Raw genomic sequence first — 15,159 nt, forward strand, 5'->3', positions numbered from 1 at the left:
TTAGGCGAGTTCCGCTTCGACGATCGTCTCGTCGTCTTCGACGAACCGGGCCGCACGAACCCGGAGCTTCGATGGTGGGTTCTGTCGGCCGTTCTCCCAGACCGCCTCGTTGATCGAGGGATCGAGCCGAACCTCGTCTTCGGTGACGTTGAAATGCTGTGCGAGGTGCTCGCGGATGATCGTCATCGCGCGGTCGGCACGCTCTTGGGTCGGGACAGCCTTCACGCCGCGGAGCGGCACCGTCTCGACGCGCTCCTCGAAATCACTCGTACTCATCGTTACTCGTCAGTGTCGCCTCGCCGCCAGTTGCGGCGTTTCGCGTTGCGCGAAACTTCCATATCGGTTTTCATCATGACCCACGTCGGTACCCGTCGGTTCTGGCGGTCAAGCTTCGCCAGCCGCTTTTTCTGCGCTTTCGATTTCTTTCCCATAGTACCAGCCTCTCGGACAGCACCGCTTAAAATCCTGTCCATCCCGACGGATCGACGTGGCCACACAACGCATGGGGCGGCACCAACGCGGCCCACCCGCTTGCAACCACACAGGGTTTTAGGGCTCGGGTGCCGACACCACGACAATGGCTTCGAGTGCGGATGTCTGTATCCTGCTGCCGGCGCTCAACGAGGCCGCGACGATCACCGACGTGATCACCAGCTATCAGGCCGCCGGCTTCACCGAGATCCTCGTCATCGACGGCGGCTCCAGCGACGGGACACGGGAGCTCGCCGAGGAGGCCGGCGCGACGGTCATCACCCAGACCGGCAGCGGGAAGGGCCAAGCAGTCCGGCAGGCGGTCGGCTATATCGACGCGCCGTACGTCCTCATGGTCGACGCCGATATGACCTACCGCGCCGCCGACGCCGAGGCGATGTTGGAGCCGCTGCTCGACGGCGAGGCTGACCACGTCATCGGCAACCGGTTTGCCGACATGGAGGCCGGCGCGATGACGACGCTCAACAAGATCGGCAACCGGTTTTTCAACGGCGTCTTTCGGGCGATCTACGGCGCAAACTACGTCGACATCCTCTCCGGGTATCGTGCCTTCACAACCGACTCCTTTGAGCGACTGACCCTGACGGCCGACGGCTTTGGGATCGAGACCGAGATGGCGATCCAGTGTGCGAAACACGAGATCGATACCACGGTCGTCCCGATCACCTATCGCCCACGGCCCGATGGCTCGGCGACGAACCTCCACCCGATCAAGGACGGCAGCATCATCCTGCTTGAACTGTACCGAAACGCGAAAACCAACAACCCGCTGTTTTATTTCGGCAGCGTCGGCCTCGGCTCGACGACCGTCGGTGTCGTCCTGTTGGTGTTTGTCATCTGGCGGTGGCTCACCGTCGACATCAGCCACCAGCTTATCGCCATCGGTGGGGTTGCGATGCTGTTACTCGGTGTGCAACTCCTGATCTTCGGCTTCCTTGCGGATATGATCCAGTCGCTGCACCGCGAACAGCGTGACCGGATCGACCGCCTCGACAGCAGTCTCACCGACGATCGATCAGCAACAACGACAGATCGACGGGAGCCGACGCCGACCGACGGTGAGGCTGACCAGCAGGTCGCCCGCTCAGATCGGTAACAGGGCCCGGAGACGACCGACAACGCTTGTGGCGGCCTGTTTGCGCTGTTCCTCGAACACCGGATGTAACATATCAAGCAGCTCCGATTGCTTGGCGAACTCATCTTGGGGCAGTCGATCGAGTGCGGTCGCCAACTCAACGGTGTTGCCGGTGCTGTCAACCGGAATCTCGGTGTTGGAAACGGCCGCACAGATCTCGCGGCTCGTCGCCGGATAGCTGATATCGGCCGTCTCAAGCCGGGCGGCGAGCGCGGCGATGCCGAACGCGATAACTTCGGGCTCCGACGTCTCGTTTTGGGGCGGCCTCGCTGCCATTAGCTACCTCTTGGGCTCAGGTGGTAAAAACCCAGCCACACCAGCCGCGTCGTGGCTGAAACGGAACCAATCGCCTCAGGTTCTGAAACTTTCACCGCAGCCGCACTCGGAGACAACATTGGGATTTTCGACGTGGAACCCTTCGGCCTGCAGCCCGTCCTCGTACTGGAGACTGCTGCCGCCGATGTAGTTCAGGCTTGAGGGATCGACAAAGACACGCAGGCCATGGTGAACGGTGATCGTGTCGTCGTCCTCTGGCTCGTCGTCGAAGCGCATCCCATAGGAGAGGCCGGCACAGCCGCCCTGTTGGACGAACAGCCGGAGGCCGCCGACATCGGTGTCCATCCCTTCACCTTGCATCAACGCGAGGGCCTTTTCGGCAGCCTGCTCCGTGACTTCGACGGCCTCCTCGGGGCTGCCGTCGGCGGTGCTCGTGCTCATACCCAGCTATCGTCAGCCGAGCCTGTTAACAGTGACGGCGAAACGTAATCAGGAGCCGTTACTCGAAGCGGCGGCGAACGCTTTCGGCGTGGGCTTCCAGCCCTTCGGCCTCCGCGAGCGTCGTAATCGACTTCGAGAGTTCGTCGAGGGCCTCCGAATCGAGTCGCTGGACTGTCGTCGACCGCAGGAAGGCGTCGACTGAGAGGCCACCAAACCGTTTTGCGCCGCCGTTAGTTGGGAGGACGTGGTTCGTGCCGGAGGCGTAGTCACCGGCAGCCACCGGCGTGTTCGGGCCGAGGAAAACGCTGCCCGCCGAGTCGATGCGGTCGAGGATCGCCTCGTCGTCGTCGGCCTGAATCGAGAGGTGTTCGGCAGCGTACTCCTCGGCGAACAACACGGCTTCCGACATCGATCGCGCCAAGAGGACGCCGCTGGCGTCGTTGTCGAGGGCGTCGCTGATGATCTCACTCCGGTCGCGTCCCTCAACCTGCTCATCGAGCGCATCGTCGATCGCCTCAGCGGTGGCCTCGTCGGCGGTAACAGCGACCGCGGAGGCGTTGGGGTCGTGTTCGGCTTGGGCGATCAGGTCGCTGGCGACAAGCTCTGGGTCAGCTGTCTCGTCGCAGACGACAAGGATCTCGCTGGGCCCGGCGAGAAAGTCGATCTCCACGTCGCCGCGAACCTCGGCCTTCGCGGCGGTCACCCACTTGTTGCCCGGGCCAACGATCTTCTGTACTGGGGTGACCGTTTCGGTGCCGTAGGCGAGGGCCGCGATCGCTTGCGCGCCGCCGGCGGCATAGATCGCATCCGCACCGGCCTCGTGGGCTGCTGCGAGCGTAACCGGGTTCATGGGGTCGGCCGGCGGCGTAGCGACGGCAACGTGGTCGACGCCGGCGATCTTCGCGGGGATGACGCCCATCAGCACGCTGGAGGGTAAGCGGCGGTGCCGCCGGGCGCGTAGACGCCGACCTCGGAAAGCGGCCGAAAGCGACGCCCCAACTCGCGGCCGTCGAAGCTCTCGCGCCAGTCGTCGGGCACCTGTCGCTCGTGGAACTCGCGGATGTTGGCGGCGGCGGTCTCGATGGCATCGAGAATCTCGTCGTCGACGTCTTCGTGGGCGCGCTCGGCGAGATCGGTCACATCGAGATTGCCGACCTCGACGTCGTCGTGCTTCGAGGCAAGGTCACGCAGCGCGACATCGCCCTCCGTACTGACGCGGTCGATGATATCGGCGGCGTCGCTCCGAACCGCGTCGATGCCGGCGTCGCGCTCGAAGAAGGCCGTCCGTTCGGCCGGCGAGAGATCCGCGATGACTCGGTAGCTCATACGGCGGCTTCGGGTGGCCGGCGAAAAACCGTTTCCATCCCCAGCCGAGCAACAGGATCGCCACGGCGAGACTCACCACGGCGAGCAACACGAAGACGCTCCGCCCGATCCCCGAGCGGAGTATCGGCGGCTGCTCGTCGCTGCCGAGGCCGAGCCGCTGGACGGTCGCCTGCGGGTCGCCCCCGACGACTTTCGCGCGGGAGATGGTACCCATCACAGCGCGATCAACGGCGGCGTAGAACTCGGTGACGCCGACGATCACACTGCGGCCACCGTAGAAGACGACTCGATTGTAGATCGCGTCGATATCGGGCACGCGACCGAGTTTCGAGAGCGGTTGCTTCGTGAGTCGGAAGCCGATCAGCCCTGCGGCCGCAAGGACGACCCCCTCGACGATGTGACCGACCGTATAGGTCTTGTACACATGTGCGACGACAGCGTCGCTTGTCACGTCGAACGGCAGGAGACCGAACAGCCCGACGTTGGCCGGCAGGATCGACGCAAGTGGGGATGTGGGGACGGCAATCCCGTAGAAGACACAGAGTCCTGCCACCGCCAGCATGGCAACGCTTTGGCCGGGATTCGCGTCGGCGACACTGCCGTCGTGAGTGCCATGGAAGAAGGCGTAGTAGCCGAACTTGATGAACGACATGAAGGTACCAATCCCGCCGAGCAACAGGAGCCATTCGAGCGTGTGGTACTCACCGATGGGTAGTGGCCCCGCACCGAAGGCGTAGTGACTCGCCGAGATGATGATCCCCTTGCTGACGAAGCCGTTGAACCCGGGGAAGCCGGCGATCGACAGCGCGGCAACCGTGAACGCGCCGGCGGTGATCGGCATCTCCCGTGCCAGCCCGCCGAGTTTCTTCAGGTTCTCCTCGCCCGTCCGGTAGATGACGACGCCGGCGGTCATGAACAGCAGGCCCTTGTAGAGAATGTGGTTAAAGACGTGGGCGAACGCGCCGGACTGCGCCAGCGCGCCGCCGATGCCGACGCCAGCGATCATGTAGCCGACCTGCGACTGAATGTGGTACGAGAGCAGCCGTCGCATGTCGTTTTGGAACAGCGCGAACGTCGCCCCGAAGACGGCCATCCCGCCGCCCATGTAGGCGATCGCGAGGTGGCCCTCCGGGAACGCGCGGTACATCCCGTAGACGCCGGTCTTCGTCGTGAACACACAGAGGAAGACGCTGGCGGCGATGTGTGGTCGGGGGTAGGTGTCGGGGAGCCACGTGTGCAGGCCGATGAAGCCGACGTTGACGCCGATGCCGATTGCCGCAAGCGCGGCTGGCAGGCCGGCGGCGATGCCCGCTACCTCGGGGCCGCCAGGCACCGACGCGAAGAGGAAGGTGCCTTTCGCCACGTAGGTCTGGAGAATGGCGGCCATCAGCAGCGTGCCGCCGATACCATGGAAGATGGCGTAGCGGTAGCCCGCCCGCACTGCTTTGCCGCGATAGTGCCAGACGAGCAACGTGCTGGTGACGGCCATCAACTCCCAGAAGAAGATGAGCGTGAGCCAGTCGCCGGCGAAGACGGCTCCGAAGCTGGTGGCGACGTATGAGAGCGCGAACGCCGTTTGTAGGCTCTCGGCCTCGCTGGCGTAGGAGTACAGCACGGCGACGACGCCGATGAGCGCGAAGATGATCCCCATCAGTCGGGAGAACTGGTCGACATTGAACAATACAGCCTCAAAACCGAGGAACTCCGTCTGGAGGTACGCGCCGGCCGGAACCGTCCCCACCCACGCCAGCGTCGCCGCCGAGGCAGCGATGCCGAGCGCGTGACCGGCGCGGCGCGGCAAGAGTGCGACGAGGACGGCGACCGCCAGCAGGACGACGCCCGGCGGGACGGCCGTGAGCGTGCTCGGTGCCGTTGTGAGCAGGCTCGCACTCATCAGCCCATCACCCCCGGTAGGTTGCCGACGATGGTCTCGACGATCCGCAGGAAGACCACCGTATGCGGAATAACGCCCAGCAGTAGCGATAGCGCGGCCGCCGTCAGGATCGGCCCGAGCATGAACCACGTGCTCTCGCCGCCGCGCCAGTCGCGCTCGTCCCAGCCGCCCGCCGGTGGGCCGCCGTGGTGGTGGCCGTCGTCGTGATCGCTGTCAGCATGGTCGGCAGCGTGGTGATCGTCGCCGGCGTGGTCGGTGGTGGTGTCATCGCCAGCAGCGTCGCCACCGTCGGCGACGACCTGATCCCGGCCGCCGTAACGGCCTTCGGCGATGGGTTTCTCGTCGTGGTCGTCGGGCGTCTCGAAGAACGCCTGATAGACGATGGGCCAGAAGTACGCGATGTTGAGGATCCCCGAGAGCAACAGCACGCCCGCAAATATCCCGTTGCCGCCCTCGAAAGCGCCGATCACGATGTACCACTTGCTGACGAAGCCGGCGACCAGTGGAATCCCGGCCATCCCCGCAGCGGCGACGCCGAACGCCAGCATCGTGAGCGGCATCCGCTTACCGATGCCGGCCATCTCGCTGATGTAGTCGGTGTGGGTTTCGACGTGGATGATCCCCGCACAGAAGAACAGTGTGAGCTTCATGAACGCGTGGGCGGGGATGTGGAGCAGCCCGCCGATCAGGGCATCGCCCTCCAGCAGTGCGAGGCCGAGCACGATGTAGGACAGTTGGCTGATCGTCGAGTACGCCAGGCGGCGTTTGAGGTGATCCTTCCGCAGAGCGATGATGCTGGCGACGGTGAGCGTGATCGCTGCCAGCGCGGCCAGCGGCAGCGCGATCCCGAGGTCGCCGAAGCGGTCAGGGCCGAGGGCGGCCAGCGTCTCGGGGCCGAACACATCAAGAACGACGCGGGCGATTCCGAAGACGCCGCTTTTGACGACGGCGACGGCGTGTAGGAGGCCCGAGACGGGCGTCGGCGCGACCATCGCCTCCGGCAGCCACTGGTGCAGCGGCATCAACCCGGCTTTGACGCCGAAACCGACCGCGAGGACAATGAACGCCAGCGTTGCCGCCGTCGGGTCGGCGTTGGCGAGGGCGGCGATCCCCCGGGCGTGAAGTCGACGGTGCCCGTGAGCCAGTAGACCAGCGTCGTGCCGGCCAGCACCAGCACCCCGCCGCCGAAGAAGGTGTAGGCGAGATACTTGCGACCCGCGGCCCGCGCTTCCGGCGTCTCGTCGTGAGCGACGAGCGGGTACGTTGCGACCGACAGCACCTCGTAGAAGACGAAGATCGTCAGGAGATTGCCAGAGAAGGCGATCCCGACCGCGGCGGCGACCGAGACGGCGAAGGAGGCGAAATACCGGGTCTGATTGTCCTCGTCGAGCCCGCGCATGTAGCCGATGCTGTAGAAACTGGTGACGATCCACAGCAGGCTCGCGAGTGAGGCGAATAGGACGCCGAGCGGGTCGGCCCGCAGGACGAAGTCGATGCCGGGGACGATAGTGCCGAGGTTGGTGACGAGGATCTTGCCGTCGAGGGCGGCCGGTACCATGCTGGCAACGAGGCCGAACATCGACACTGAGGCGAGGATCGTCCACGCCTCGCGGAGGTTCGGCCGGCGGCCGGAGACGAGGATCAGCCCGGCGGCGACGAACGATACGAGGACGGCAGCCAGTGGTCGAACGGCGGCGATTTCAGTCATTGGAAGAACCTCCCGAAGACAGGGTCAAGCAGCTCCGCAAACAGCCCGGCCGCGCCGAACAGCGCGACCGTCGAGACCGCGAGGACGACGATGACAACGATGCGTTCGGTGGCGACGGGTGCAACGTCGTCGAGGCCGGCGGTAGTCGACGAATCGGCACCGCCATCGGCAACGATCGAACCGTCATCGGCGTCGCCAGTATCGCCAGCGACGCCGGTGTCGTCGTCAGTCGCGGGCTGGGTGAAGTACAGGGCTTCGAGCAGCCGACCGATGTACGTCAGCGTCAACAGCGTACTGATGAAGATGACGGCAGCGACGCTCCACGAGCCCACCTCAACCGCGCCGAGAGCGATAAACCACTTGCCGAGGGTGCCGACCGACGGCGGAATCCCGACGAGCGCGAGGCCGGCGACCGCCATCATCCCCGAGGTGATCGGCGCGCGCTTGGCGAGACCGGCGTAGTCGGCGACGGTCTGGGCTCCGTAGGCCGAGGAGAGGACGCCCGCGCCCATGAACAGCGTGGCCTTCATCAGTCCGTGGCCGACGAGGTGGATGACCGCGCCGAACAGCGCGGTTTCGCTCTGGAGACCGATTGCTGCAAGGATCATGCCGAACTGGGCGACCGAGGAGTACGCGAAGACGCGTTTGAGTTCAGTTTGCAGCAAGGCCAGCAGGCTGCCAACGACGATGCTGATCGAAGCGACGAGCAGGACGGCATCGGTGATCAGCGGGTTCGCCGCGAAGAATTCGACGGTAAACACGTCGTAGGCGATCCGGATGAGCGCGTAGGCCGCCGTCGTCGAGACGAGCGCGGAAATGAACGCCGAGACGGTATCCGGCGCGTAAGTGTAGGCATCCGGCTGCCACGTATGCAGCGGGAAGATGGCGATCTTGAGCATGAAGCCGATGAGGATGAAGCCGAAGGCGGCTTGCACGAGCGGATCACCGTAGCCGAGGGCGGCGAGTTCAGCCGCCATATCGCGCATGTTGAGCGTCCCGGTGGCGACGAAGGCGTAGCCGACGCCGATCAGATACAGCGACGCACCGGTCGTCCCGAGGAAGAGGTATTTGAGCGCGCCGTAGGCCGCCCGGCCGTCGTCGCTGCTGGCGATCAGCGCATAACTGACGAGGCCGACGATTTCGAGGAAGACGAAGAGGTTGAACAGGTCGCCGGTCAGTGCCATCCCGAGCAGCCCGCCGGTCAACAGCAGGAAACCGCTGTAGAATGCGTTGCTGTCGGGGCCGGTCGTCCGCGCGTAGACGAGGACGGCGACGGCGACGAGCGCGATGAGAGCCACGAGGATCGCCGACAGGCCGTCGCCGACGAGTTCGATCCCGTACGGGGCTGGGTAGCCAGCGAGGTCGTGGACGAGTCGCTGGGGGCCGCTGCCGGCCGGCGAGACCGCCCACGTGAACCGCGCGGCGAGCGCGGCGACGAGCAGCGACGTTGCCATCGCTACCGGCCAGCCAGCGTGGTCGAAGCGGAGGCCCAGCAACAGTGGGAAGATCGCCGCCAACAGCGGAATGGCGATCAGCAGCGGGAGGAGCGCGTCACTCATCGACGATCACCTCCCGGAGCGCGTCGGCACGGAGGGTGCCGTACTCGCTGTAGAGCCGAATGATGAGCGCGAGGCCGACCGCAGTGAGACTGATACCGACGACAATCGCTGTCAGGACGATCACCTGCGGCAGCGGGCTGACGTAGGGGCCGCCGCCGTTGGTGACGACCGGGGCCGCGCCGCCGATCCGGTAGGCCGAGGTGACGAAAAACAGGAAGACGCCGGTCTGGAACATATTGAGGCCGATCACCTTCTTGACGAGGTTCTCGTTTGCGATCATCATGTAGAGCCCGATAGCAGACAGCAGGACGAACAGCGCGTAGGCGTGTCGCGTCGTCACCACGCCGAGAAGGTCAGTCATTCGTTCTCACCCGCCTCGGTGGTGGTGTCGCCAGCGGTTTCAGAATCGTCACCAGCGGTATCGCCGGACGGATCCGACGCCGTGTCGGCACCGGTATCTGCCGCTGTGTCGGTATCGTCGGTGCCGCTGGGTGGCGTCATACCGGCCGCCAGCGCGAAGAACAGCCCCATCAAGACGCCGGAAACGATGAAGGCGATCCCGCCGATCTCGACGGCCTCCATCCCGTATTTGACGAACTCGTACTCTTTGAGGCCGAGCGTGTCCCCGAGGACGGGGTAGTAGGCAGTGTAGTCGAGGAAGTTTGCCCCGAGGGCCATCGGGACGAGGGCGATGCCGGCGAAGATCGCCACCCCGAGCGTTGCGAGGAGGACAACGAGCGTGTTCGAAAGCCACGTTCGCGTCGACTCGATCCCGAAGGCGAAGGCGATCATCAACACAACCGAGGCGATGAGCGCGCCGCCCTGGAACCCGCCGCCGGGCGAACTCGTCCCGTGGAACGTGATGAACAGCCCGTAGGTCAACACGAACGGGATGACCGCCTTGACGGTCGTCATGATGACTTGGCTCTCGCTGTAGAGCGGCCGTTGGCGGGCGACGCGGGTGTCCGACGGCGTCTCGCCGTTGAGTCGGTCGCTGCTCATGCGGTGAACACCTCCCGCCCGAGCACCAGCAGACTGGCGATCCCGGCGGCGAAGACGACGATTGCCTCGCCGAAGGTGTCGAACCCGCGGTAGGCCGCCAAAACAGCGGTGACGGCGTTTTCCGCACCGGTTTCGTCGTAGGCGTTGGCGAGGTAGTAGCCGGTCACATCGGCGTTGGCGAGGATCGGCGACGCGGGATCGCCAACCGCCGGGAACGCCGGCAGCGTTACGCCGACGACGAGGACGAACAGCCCACAGACGCCGACGGCGGGCCAGTTGATCGCCTCGAAGCGCGCGTCAGTCGCCGGCCGCGTCGTCTTCGCTATCGTCAACAGGAGGAAGACGGTGGTGACGCCGGCCCCGATTGCGGCCTCGGTCAGCCCCACATCCGGCGCGCGGTAGAACGTGTAGATGACCGCCAGCCCAAGGCTGTAGGCCGCAAAGACCACAATCGAGGCGAGGACGTCACGGAACAGCGCGGTCAGGACGGCTGTGAGCAGGACGAACACGAACAGTGACGCCTCGATGGGCGTGATGCCGACGCTCTGGAGCGGTACCAGGCCGGCGAGCGGCGGAGCAGCGACGCTCATCGTCGCTCATCCCCCGTTGTCCACGGCTCGACGCCTTCCTCGTAGGCGGCCCGCGCGATGGCGTGGGCAGCGGTCGGATTGGTGACAAAGATGAAAAACAGCAGCAGCACCGTTTTGACCGCTGTTGGCCCCCAGCCAATCGTCAGCGCGACGGCTGCGAGCGCGAAGCCAGCGCCCAGCGTGTCGGCTTGTGAGGCGGTGTGGGCCCGCGAGAACACATCCGGCAGCCGGATCACGCCGGTCGCCGAGACGAACGTGAAAAACAGGCCCAGCGCGACGAAGACCGCGATGAGCCCGATCCGAACGGTGGTGATCATATGACTCCACCCCGCTCGACAGTGAACTTCGAGATGGCAATCGACATCAGGAAGTTCAGTAAGGCGTAGACGAGCGCGATATCGAGGAACCACGGCTCGCCAAGGGCCGCCCCCAGCAACGCAAGAATGACGACCGTGTTGGTGCCGAGGACATTGACCGCGAGGACGCGATCCTGATTGGTCGGGCCCAGAATCGCCCGATACAGCATGGCGATAGCCAGCGTGACGAACAGCGTCGCCGCGATCAACAGGCCGTCGCCGACGGTGTAGCCGGCGATCAGCGCGGCGTCGGCGACACTCATTGGTCGCCCTCCTGTGTATCGTCACCACTACAATCGACGCCGCCGTCGGCGACGGCTTCGGGTTCGCCGTTCGCCGGCTCGTCTGCATCCGGATCCTGTAGCACGTCGGTGTCGCCACGATCCCGCGGCGACGGGAAGCGAGCTGCTTCCCGGCCGTAGAACACGAACCGAACCCAGCGTTCTAACGCGCCGTCGAACAGCCCCTCGCGAGCGAACGGCACCAGTGAGTGGACGTAGAGTTCCTGATCGTCGGCTTTCACCGTCAGCGTCCCCGGTGTCAGCGTGATGCTGTTTGCCAGCGTCGTCAGCGGGAACCCCGAACCGACGAACACCCGAACTTTCGTGAGCCGTGGATCGATATCCAGGCGCGGATCGAGGATCACGCGGGCGACGACGAGATTCGAGACGACGATCTCATAGAGGAGATACGGCACGTAGATGACGCCGCGGAGGACGCGTTTTGGCGACTCCCGGAGTGTCGGGTCACGGTAAAAACTCACACTCGACAACGTTGTGGCGACGATCAGCGCGGTCGCGACGCCCGTCACGAGATCGAACAGCCCGCTAAACCCGCCGAGCACCTGATAGAACAGCATCGAGGTGCCGAACAGCGTGAGAAAGCGGGCCGGCGTGGTGCGGCTGACCAATCGGCCGCGGCGTGTCGGGCGGTCGACCGGAGCCTCCTCGATAGCGAGATCACGCTGGGCGAGTTCGAACTCCAGGGGCTCTACGAGCGTCGTGTGGCCGACAAGCGAGTATTCGGGGTCGACGACGACGCGTCCGAGGCCGTGTTGCCCGGCGTACTCGGTGAGCAGGTCGGCGTAGTCCTCCGGGCTGAACAGGTAGTCGGTGTCGCCGATCACCGCGGTTTCGATGGTGACGGCGTCGGGATCGGCGTCGGCTTCGTCGAGTTCGAAGCCGGCCCACGTTTCGACCTGCTCAAGGAGGTCGGCCGCGCGCTGTCGCTCGCGGTCGGAGCCGGGGTCTTCGGCACGCCACGAGGCCACCGAGACGAAGTGGACGACGGCCACGTCGCCGTCGGCGGCCCGGTCGAGTGCGTCTCCGATCACGTAGCCGACAGTCTGCCGGAGGGTCGCCGAGCGTTTGACGGGGACGATGATCCCCGACTCGGGGGCCGTCATCGCCCGGTCACTCCGTCCGGCGCGTCCGAGGGTTGTCCGAACGTCATACTGGTCTTAGTCGGGGAAGTCGGGGACGCCTCAAAACTATTCTTATCTCGGCTGTCGGATGAGTCGGAGTTTCGAAAAGCGGGTGTGTCAACTGTTAGTTTGTGAGTGATCTGTCGAGATACTACCTGTCTGTTCAATAACCCGCCGAGCGGTGTCTGATCAGTTACTCGTCGAGCAGTCCCGCAAGCCGGCGGGCGATCCGATCACCGAGTAGGGGTTTCGGCCCCTCGACGACCTCACAGTCGGCGACTGACTCGGCCCCACGGTCGACCAACAGCGCGCGGGTGTCGGCCTCGCCCATCACCGTCGCGTCGTTGGCGACGACGAAGCTAAGATCGATCCGATCGCGGAGCGCGACCGCCTGTTCGAGCAGGGCGTCGTCGTCGCCGGTCGTTTCAGCCTTGAAGCCGACCAAGGGGAGGTCAGGGTGGCCCTGTCGAATCGAATCCAGCACTTTCGGCGTCGGCTCTAACTCCAGTGTGCGGGCCTCCCCGGAGCGGAGTTTTGCGGAGGCCTCCTGGACGGTGTAGTCACCGATCGCCGCCGCTGAGACCATCGCGTCGGCATCCTCGCAGGCGGCATCGGCCGCGGCCAGCATCTCCGCGGCGCTCTCGATTTCGACCACATCAGCGTAATGCACGTCGGGGCCGTCGTGGATCAGCGTCACGTCGGCGCCCCGGATCGCACAGGCGCGAGCGACCGCGCGACCGGTGCGGCCCGACGCCCGGTTGGTCAGCACGCGGATCGGGTCGATCGCCTCGCTGGTCGCACCGCCGGTGACGACGAGATGGCGGTCGGCGAGATCCTGCGGCGTCGTCGCGCGGGCGAGCGCGGTGACCATGGCTTCGGCGGTGGCGATCTTGGCCTTGCCCTCCTCGATGCGGGGATCGACGAACTCGACGCCCCACGATTCGACGCGGTCGATGGCATCGAGGACGCCGGGGTGGTCGTACATGGGTTCGTGCATCGCGGGAGCGACGACGACCGGCACGTCCGCACCGAGCGCGGTGGTCGCGGCGGTTGTCACCGGGGTGTCGTCGACCGCACCAGCGATCTTGCCGACGGTGTTGGCAGTGGCTGGCGCGATCAGCAACACGTCGGCCCAGCCGTCGCGGCCGCAGAGATCGACGTGTTCGACGCGGCCGGTGATCTCCGTGACAACGTCGCGCTCGGTCGCAAATTCGAGGGCCCATGGGTGGATGATCCCGCGTGCGCTGTCGCTCATCAGCGCACGGACGTCGGCACCCTGCCGGCGGAGTTCGTGGGCGAGTTCGACGGTTTTCACCGCGGCGATGCTGCCGGTGACGCCCAAGGCGACGTTGACGCCGTCAAGCATACTCGAAATGTGGTGTCGGTAGGTAGATAGGCGTTCGGGGTTCGCTCGACTACCCTTCGGCGACAGTGAGGCTCCGCTCAGATGAAAAAGCCCTTGAACGCGTTGATGACCGCCCACTTGACCCGCTCGACGACTTGGCCGTCTTCACCGGTGATCACGATATCGTCGTTCGCAACCGCATCCCGGAAGGCCAGTGCGGGGTTGCTCGCGGAGGTGAGTTCCTCAATCGTCGCTCGATCCGTGGTGATCTTCCGTTTTGCGTCCTCGCTGGGACTGTCGTTCAGTGCCGTAATGCGCTTTTGATCGTTGATCACCATCGAGTAGGTGACGACCGAATCACCATCTTCGATGTAGATATTATTGGTTCCAGCGATAGAGACGGGCCCGAGATTGACGCTATCAGCGTTCTCATTGTACAGCGGTACCATGTCCTCTAAAGATTCGTAGAGATCAGCGTCACCGCTGGCTGACTGTGCGACGGCACTCCCGGTCGCCGCACTCACGAGCAATCCGACGACGATCAGCACTTGTAGACTTCGTGCGAACTTCATTACAAGACATATATTGTTTTATAAGTATATAAATTAGATGTATGTGGGTTAGAAATGGCATATAGTATTCTAATTTGATTTCCTAAGTATCCGCCTACGAGCCAGCGATTTTTCACACCGTCATGGGTCTCCTGCCGCCGCGCGTGGCCTGTCAGACGTGTCTCCGGGTGTTACTGTTCCCAATCGAGTCGGTTGCGCTCGTCGTCGACGAGTGAGGGAAAGGTTCGCTGCTGTTGGTCGTGGGGCGCGGCAAAGTACTCCTGCATCGCCGCCATCGCGGCCTCCTGTCTGGCGCGCTGTTCGGTCGGATCGATCTCCTCACAGCCCGGCGGCACCTCCCGGCCGCGATCTGTCCAGTAGCCCTCGGGGGCGACCCAGTCGTTGTAGAAGGGGATATCGCTGTCGTGGATCAGCGTGATCGCCGCTTCGGCCCCGTCGCCGGCGGCGATCACGGCTTGGTGGTACCGCTCGGCCAGCCGTCCCGCGACGTAGAGCCCCTCGACAGCGGTGCGTCCTAACTCGCCAGCCTCGGCGTACTGTTTGCTGTCGGCCGTTCGTGTGTCAATATCGTACCCGTCGAGAAAGTCGGCATCCGGGAACGAGGCGGCCAACACCCGATCAGCCGTCAGTTCTCGTGTCGGTTCTGCCTCCTCGCTGTCAGCAGCATCGGTTTCGATGTCCTCGCCAGCCTGTCCACCGGTAATCGTAGCCGTGAATCCGTTGTCGATCTCACCGGTCAGCTCGGTGACAGTGCCTGTCTGGTACTCCGCGCCGTTTCGGGTTGCCTGTGCGCGCAACATATCCGCAAACCGGCGGGGGTTGACGCCGGCCGGAAAGCCCGGCACGTTTTCGAGATGGGCGTTGCGCCGCAGCACCGTCTCGCCGTCGTTGACGACGACTGTCTCGATCCCTGCGCGAGCGGTGAACGTCGCCGCCGTCAGTCCGGCGATGCCACCGCCAATGATTAACAGTTCGTGTTGCCCACGCGTGGTTCCTGCTGTCGTCGACTGCGATGACGCCATACCGCTCGTATCGGCGCA

15 protein-coding genes and 3 pseudogenes are annotated in these 15,159 nt (G+C 64.7%); 1 reads left to right on the top strand and 17 read right to left on the bottom strand.

The annotated features are described in order from the left end of the window. Window positions 1–276 carry a 50S ribosomal protein L31e gene (locus ACFQJB_RS02865; protein WP_120084123.1) on the bottom strand — a complete coding sequence of 92 codons (276 nt, stop codon included), beginning with the start codon at window positions 274–276 and terminating at the stop codon, window positions 1–3. A 2-nt stretch (window positions 277–278) separates the two neighbouring features. Beyond that, a complete protein-coding gene (locus tag ACFQJB_RS02870) occupies window positions 279–431 on the bottom strand; it encodes a 50S ribosomal protein L39e (protein ID WP_120084282.1) in 153 nt (50 codons plus the stop codon). Window positions 432–577: 146 nt separating this feature from the next. Between ACFQJB_RS02870 and aglJ the strand changes: the two genes are divergently transcribed. Continuing rightward, a complete protein-coding gene (gene aglJ, locus ACFQJB_RS02875; protein WP_379723729.1) occupies window positions 578–1,588 on the top strand; it encodes an S-layer glycoprotein N-glycosyltransferase AglJ in 1,011 nt (336 codons plus the stop codon). Here the strand turns inward: aglJ and ACFQJB_RS02880 are convergent. From ACFQJB_RS02880 to ACFQJB_RS02950, 15 genes and pseudogenes are all read right to left on the bottom strand, one after another. Then, window positions 1,577–1,903 carry a hypothetical protein gene (locus ACFQJB_RS02880; RefSeq protein ID WP_379723732.1) on the bottom strand — a complete coding sequence of 109 codons (327 nt, stop codon included), beginning with the start codon at window positions 1,901–1,903 and terminating at the stop codon, window positions 1,577–1,579. The two genes, aglJ and ACFQJB_RS02880, sit on opposite strands and share 12 nt — an antisense overlap. Window positions 1,904–1,978: 75 nt before the next feature. After that, window positions 1,979–2,344, bottom strand: coding sequence for a HesB/IscA family protein (locus ACFQJB_RS02885; protein WP_120100748.1), 366 nt, complete (start codon window positions 2,342–2,344; stop codon window positions 1,979–1,981). A 58-nt stretch (window positions 2,345–2,402) separates the two neighbouring features. After that, window positions 2,403–3,670 (bottom strand): annotated as a pseudogene (gene hisD, locus ACFQJB_RS02890) (histidinol dehydrogenase). A 207-nt stretch (window positions 3,671–3,877) separates the two neighbouring features. After that, a pseudogene (locus ACFQJB_RS02895) lies at window positions 3,878–5,564 on the bottom strand (Na(+)/H(+) antiporter subunit D); the annotation flags it as partial. After that, window positions 5,564–7,272, bottom strand: a pseudogene (locus ACFQJB_RS02900) (proton-conducting transporter membrane subunit). The pseudogenes ACFQJB_RS02900 and ACFQJB_RS02895, both read right to left, overlap by 1 nt. Beyond that, window positions 7,269–8,831 (bottom strand): proton-conducting transporter membrane subunit, encoded by a 1,563-nt coding sequence (locus tag ACFQJB_RS02905; RefSeq protein WP_379723736.1) that lies wholly within the window; start codon window positions 8,829–8,831, stop codon window positions 7,269–7,271. The pseudogene ACFQJB_RS02900 and the gene ACFQJB_RS02905 overlap by 4 nt, the downstream one beginning before the upstream one ends. Continuing rightward, complete coding sequence (locus ACFQJB_RS02910; protein WP_379723739.1) at window positions 8,824–9,192, bottom strand: cation:proton antiporter subunit C; 369 nt, start codon at window positions 9,190–9,192, stop codon at window positions 8,824–8,826. The genes ACFQJB_RS02905 and ACFQJB_RS02910 overlap by 8 nt, the downstream gene beginning before the upstream one ends. Continuing rightward, complete coding sequence (locus ACFQJB_RS02915) at window positions 9,189–9,833, bottom strand: MnhB domain-containing protein (protein WP_379723742.1); 645 nt, start codon at window positions 9,831–9,833, stop codon at window positions 9,189–9,191. The genes ACFQJB_RS02910 and ACFQJB_RS02915 overlap by 4 nt, the downstream gene beginning before the upstream one ends. Continuing rightward, window positions 9,830–10,423: a DUF4040 domain-containing protein gene (locus tag ACFQJB_RS02920; protein WP_379723745.1), complete on the bottom strand. Its 594-nt coding sequence runs from the start codon at window positions 10,421–10,423 to the stop codon at window positions 9,830–9,832. Before ACFQJB_RS02920 ends, ACFQJB_RS02915 begins: the two co-directional genes overlap by 4 nt. Next, on the bottom strand, window positions 10,420–10,740 hold the full coding sequence (gene mnhG, locus ACFQJB_RS02925; RefSeq protein ID WP_379723748.1) for a monovalent cation/H(+) antiporter subunit G: 321 nt from the start codon (window positions 10,738–10,740) through the stop codon (window positions 10,420–10,422). Before mnhG ends, ACFQJB_RS02920 begins: the two co-directional genes overlap by 4 nt. Then, window positions 10,737–11,042, bottom strand: a complete 306-nt coding sequence (locus ACFQJB_RS02930) for a cation:proton antiporter (RefSeq protein ID WP_379723751.1) — start codon at window positions 11,040–11,042, stop codon at window positions 10,737–10,739. The genes mnhG and ACFQJB_RS02930 overlap by 4 nt, the downstream gene beginning before the upstream one ends. Further along, window positions 11,039–12,184, bottom strand: coding sequence for a monovalent cation/H+ antiporter subunit E (locus ACFQJB_RS02935; RefSeq protein ID WP_379723754.1), 1,146 nt, complete (start codon window positions 12,182–12,184; stop codon window positions 11,039–11,041). Before ACFQJB_RS02935 ends, ACFQJB_RS02930 begins: the two co-directional genes overlap by 4 nt. Before the next feature lie 211 nt (window positions 12,185–12,395). After that, complete coding sequence (gene coaBC, locus ACFQJB_RS02940; protein ID WP_379723757.1) at window positions 12,396–13,568, bottom strand: bifunctional phosphopantothenoylcysteine decarboxylase/phosphopantothenate--cysteine ligase CoaBC; 1,173 nt, start codon at window positions 13,566–13,568, stop codon at window positions 12,396–12,398. A 77-nt stretch (window positions 13,569–13,645) separates the two neighbouring features. Continuing rightward, window positions 13,646–14,119 carry a hypothetical protein gene (locus ACFQJB_RS02945; RefSeq protein ID WP_379723760.1) on the bottom strand — a complete coding sequence of 158 codons (474 nt, stop codon included), beginning with the start codon at window positions 14,117–14,119 and terminating at the stop codon, window positions 13,646–13,648. 170 nt (window positions 14,120–14,289) lie between these two features. Beyond that, window positions 14,290–15,141: an NAD(P)/FAD-dependent oxidoreductase gene (locus tag ACFQJB_RS02950; RefSeq protein WP_379723763.1), complete on the bottom strand. Its 852-nt coding sequence runs from the start codon at window positions 15,139–15,141 to the stop codon at window positions 14,290–14,292. Window positions 15,142–15,159: the final 18 nt, after the last annotated feature.

It is taken from the genome of Halonotius sp. GCM10025705 (assembly GCF_042662885.1).
Taxonomy (GTDB): domain Archaea; phylum Halobacteriota; class Halobacteria; order Halobacteriales; family Haloferacaceae; genus Halonotius; species Halonotius aquaticus.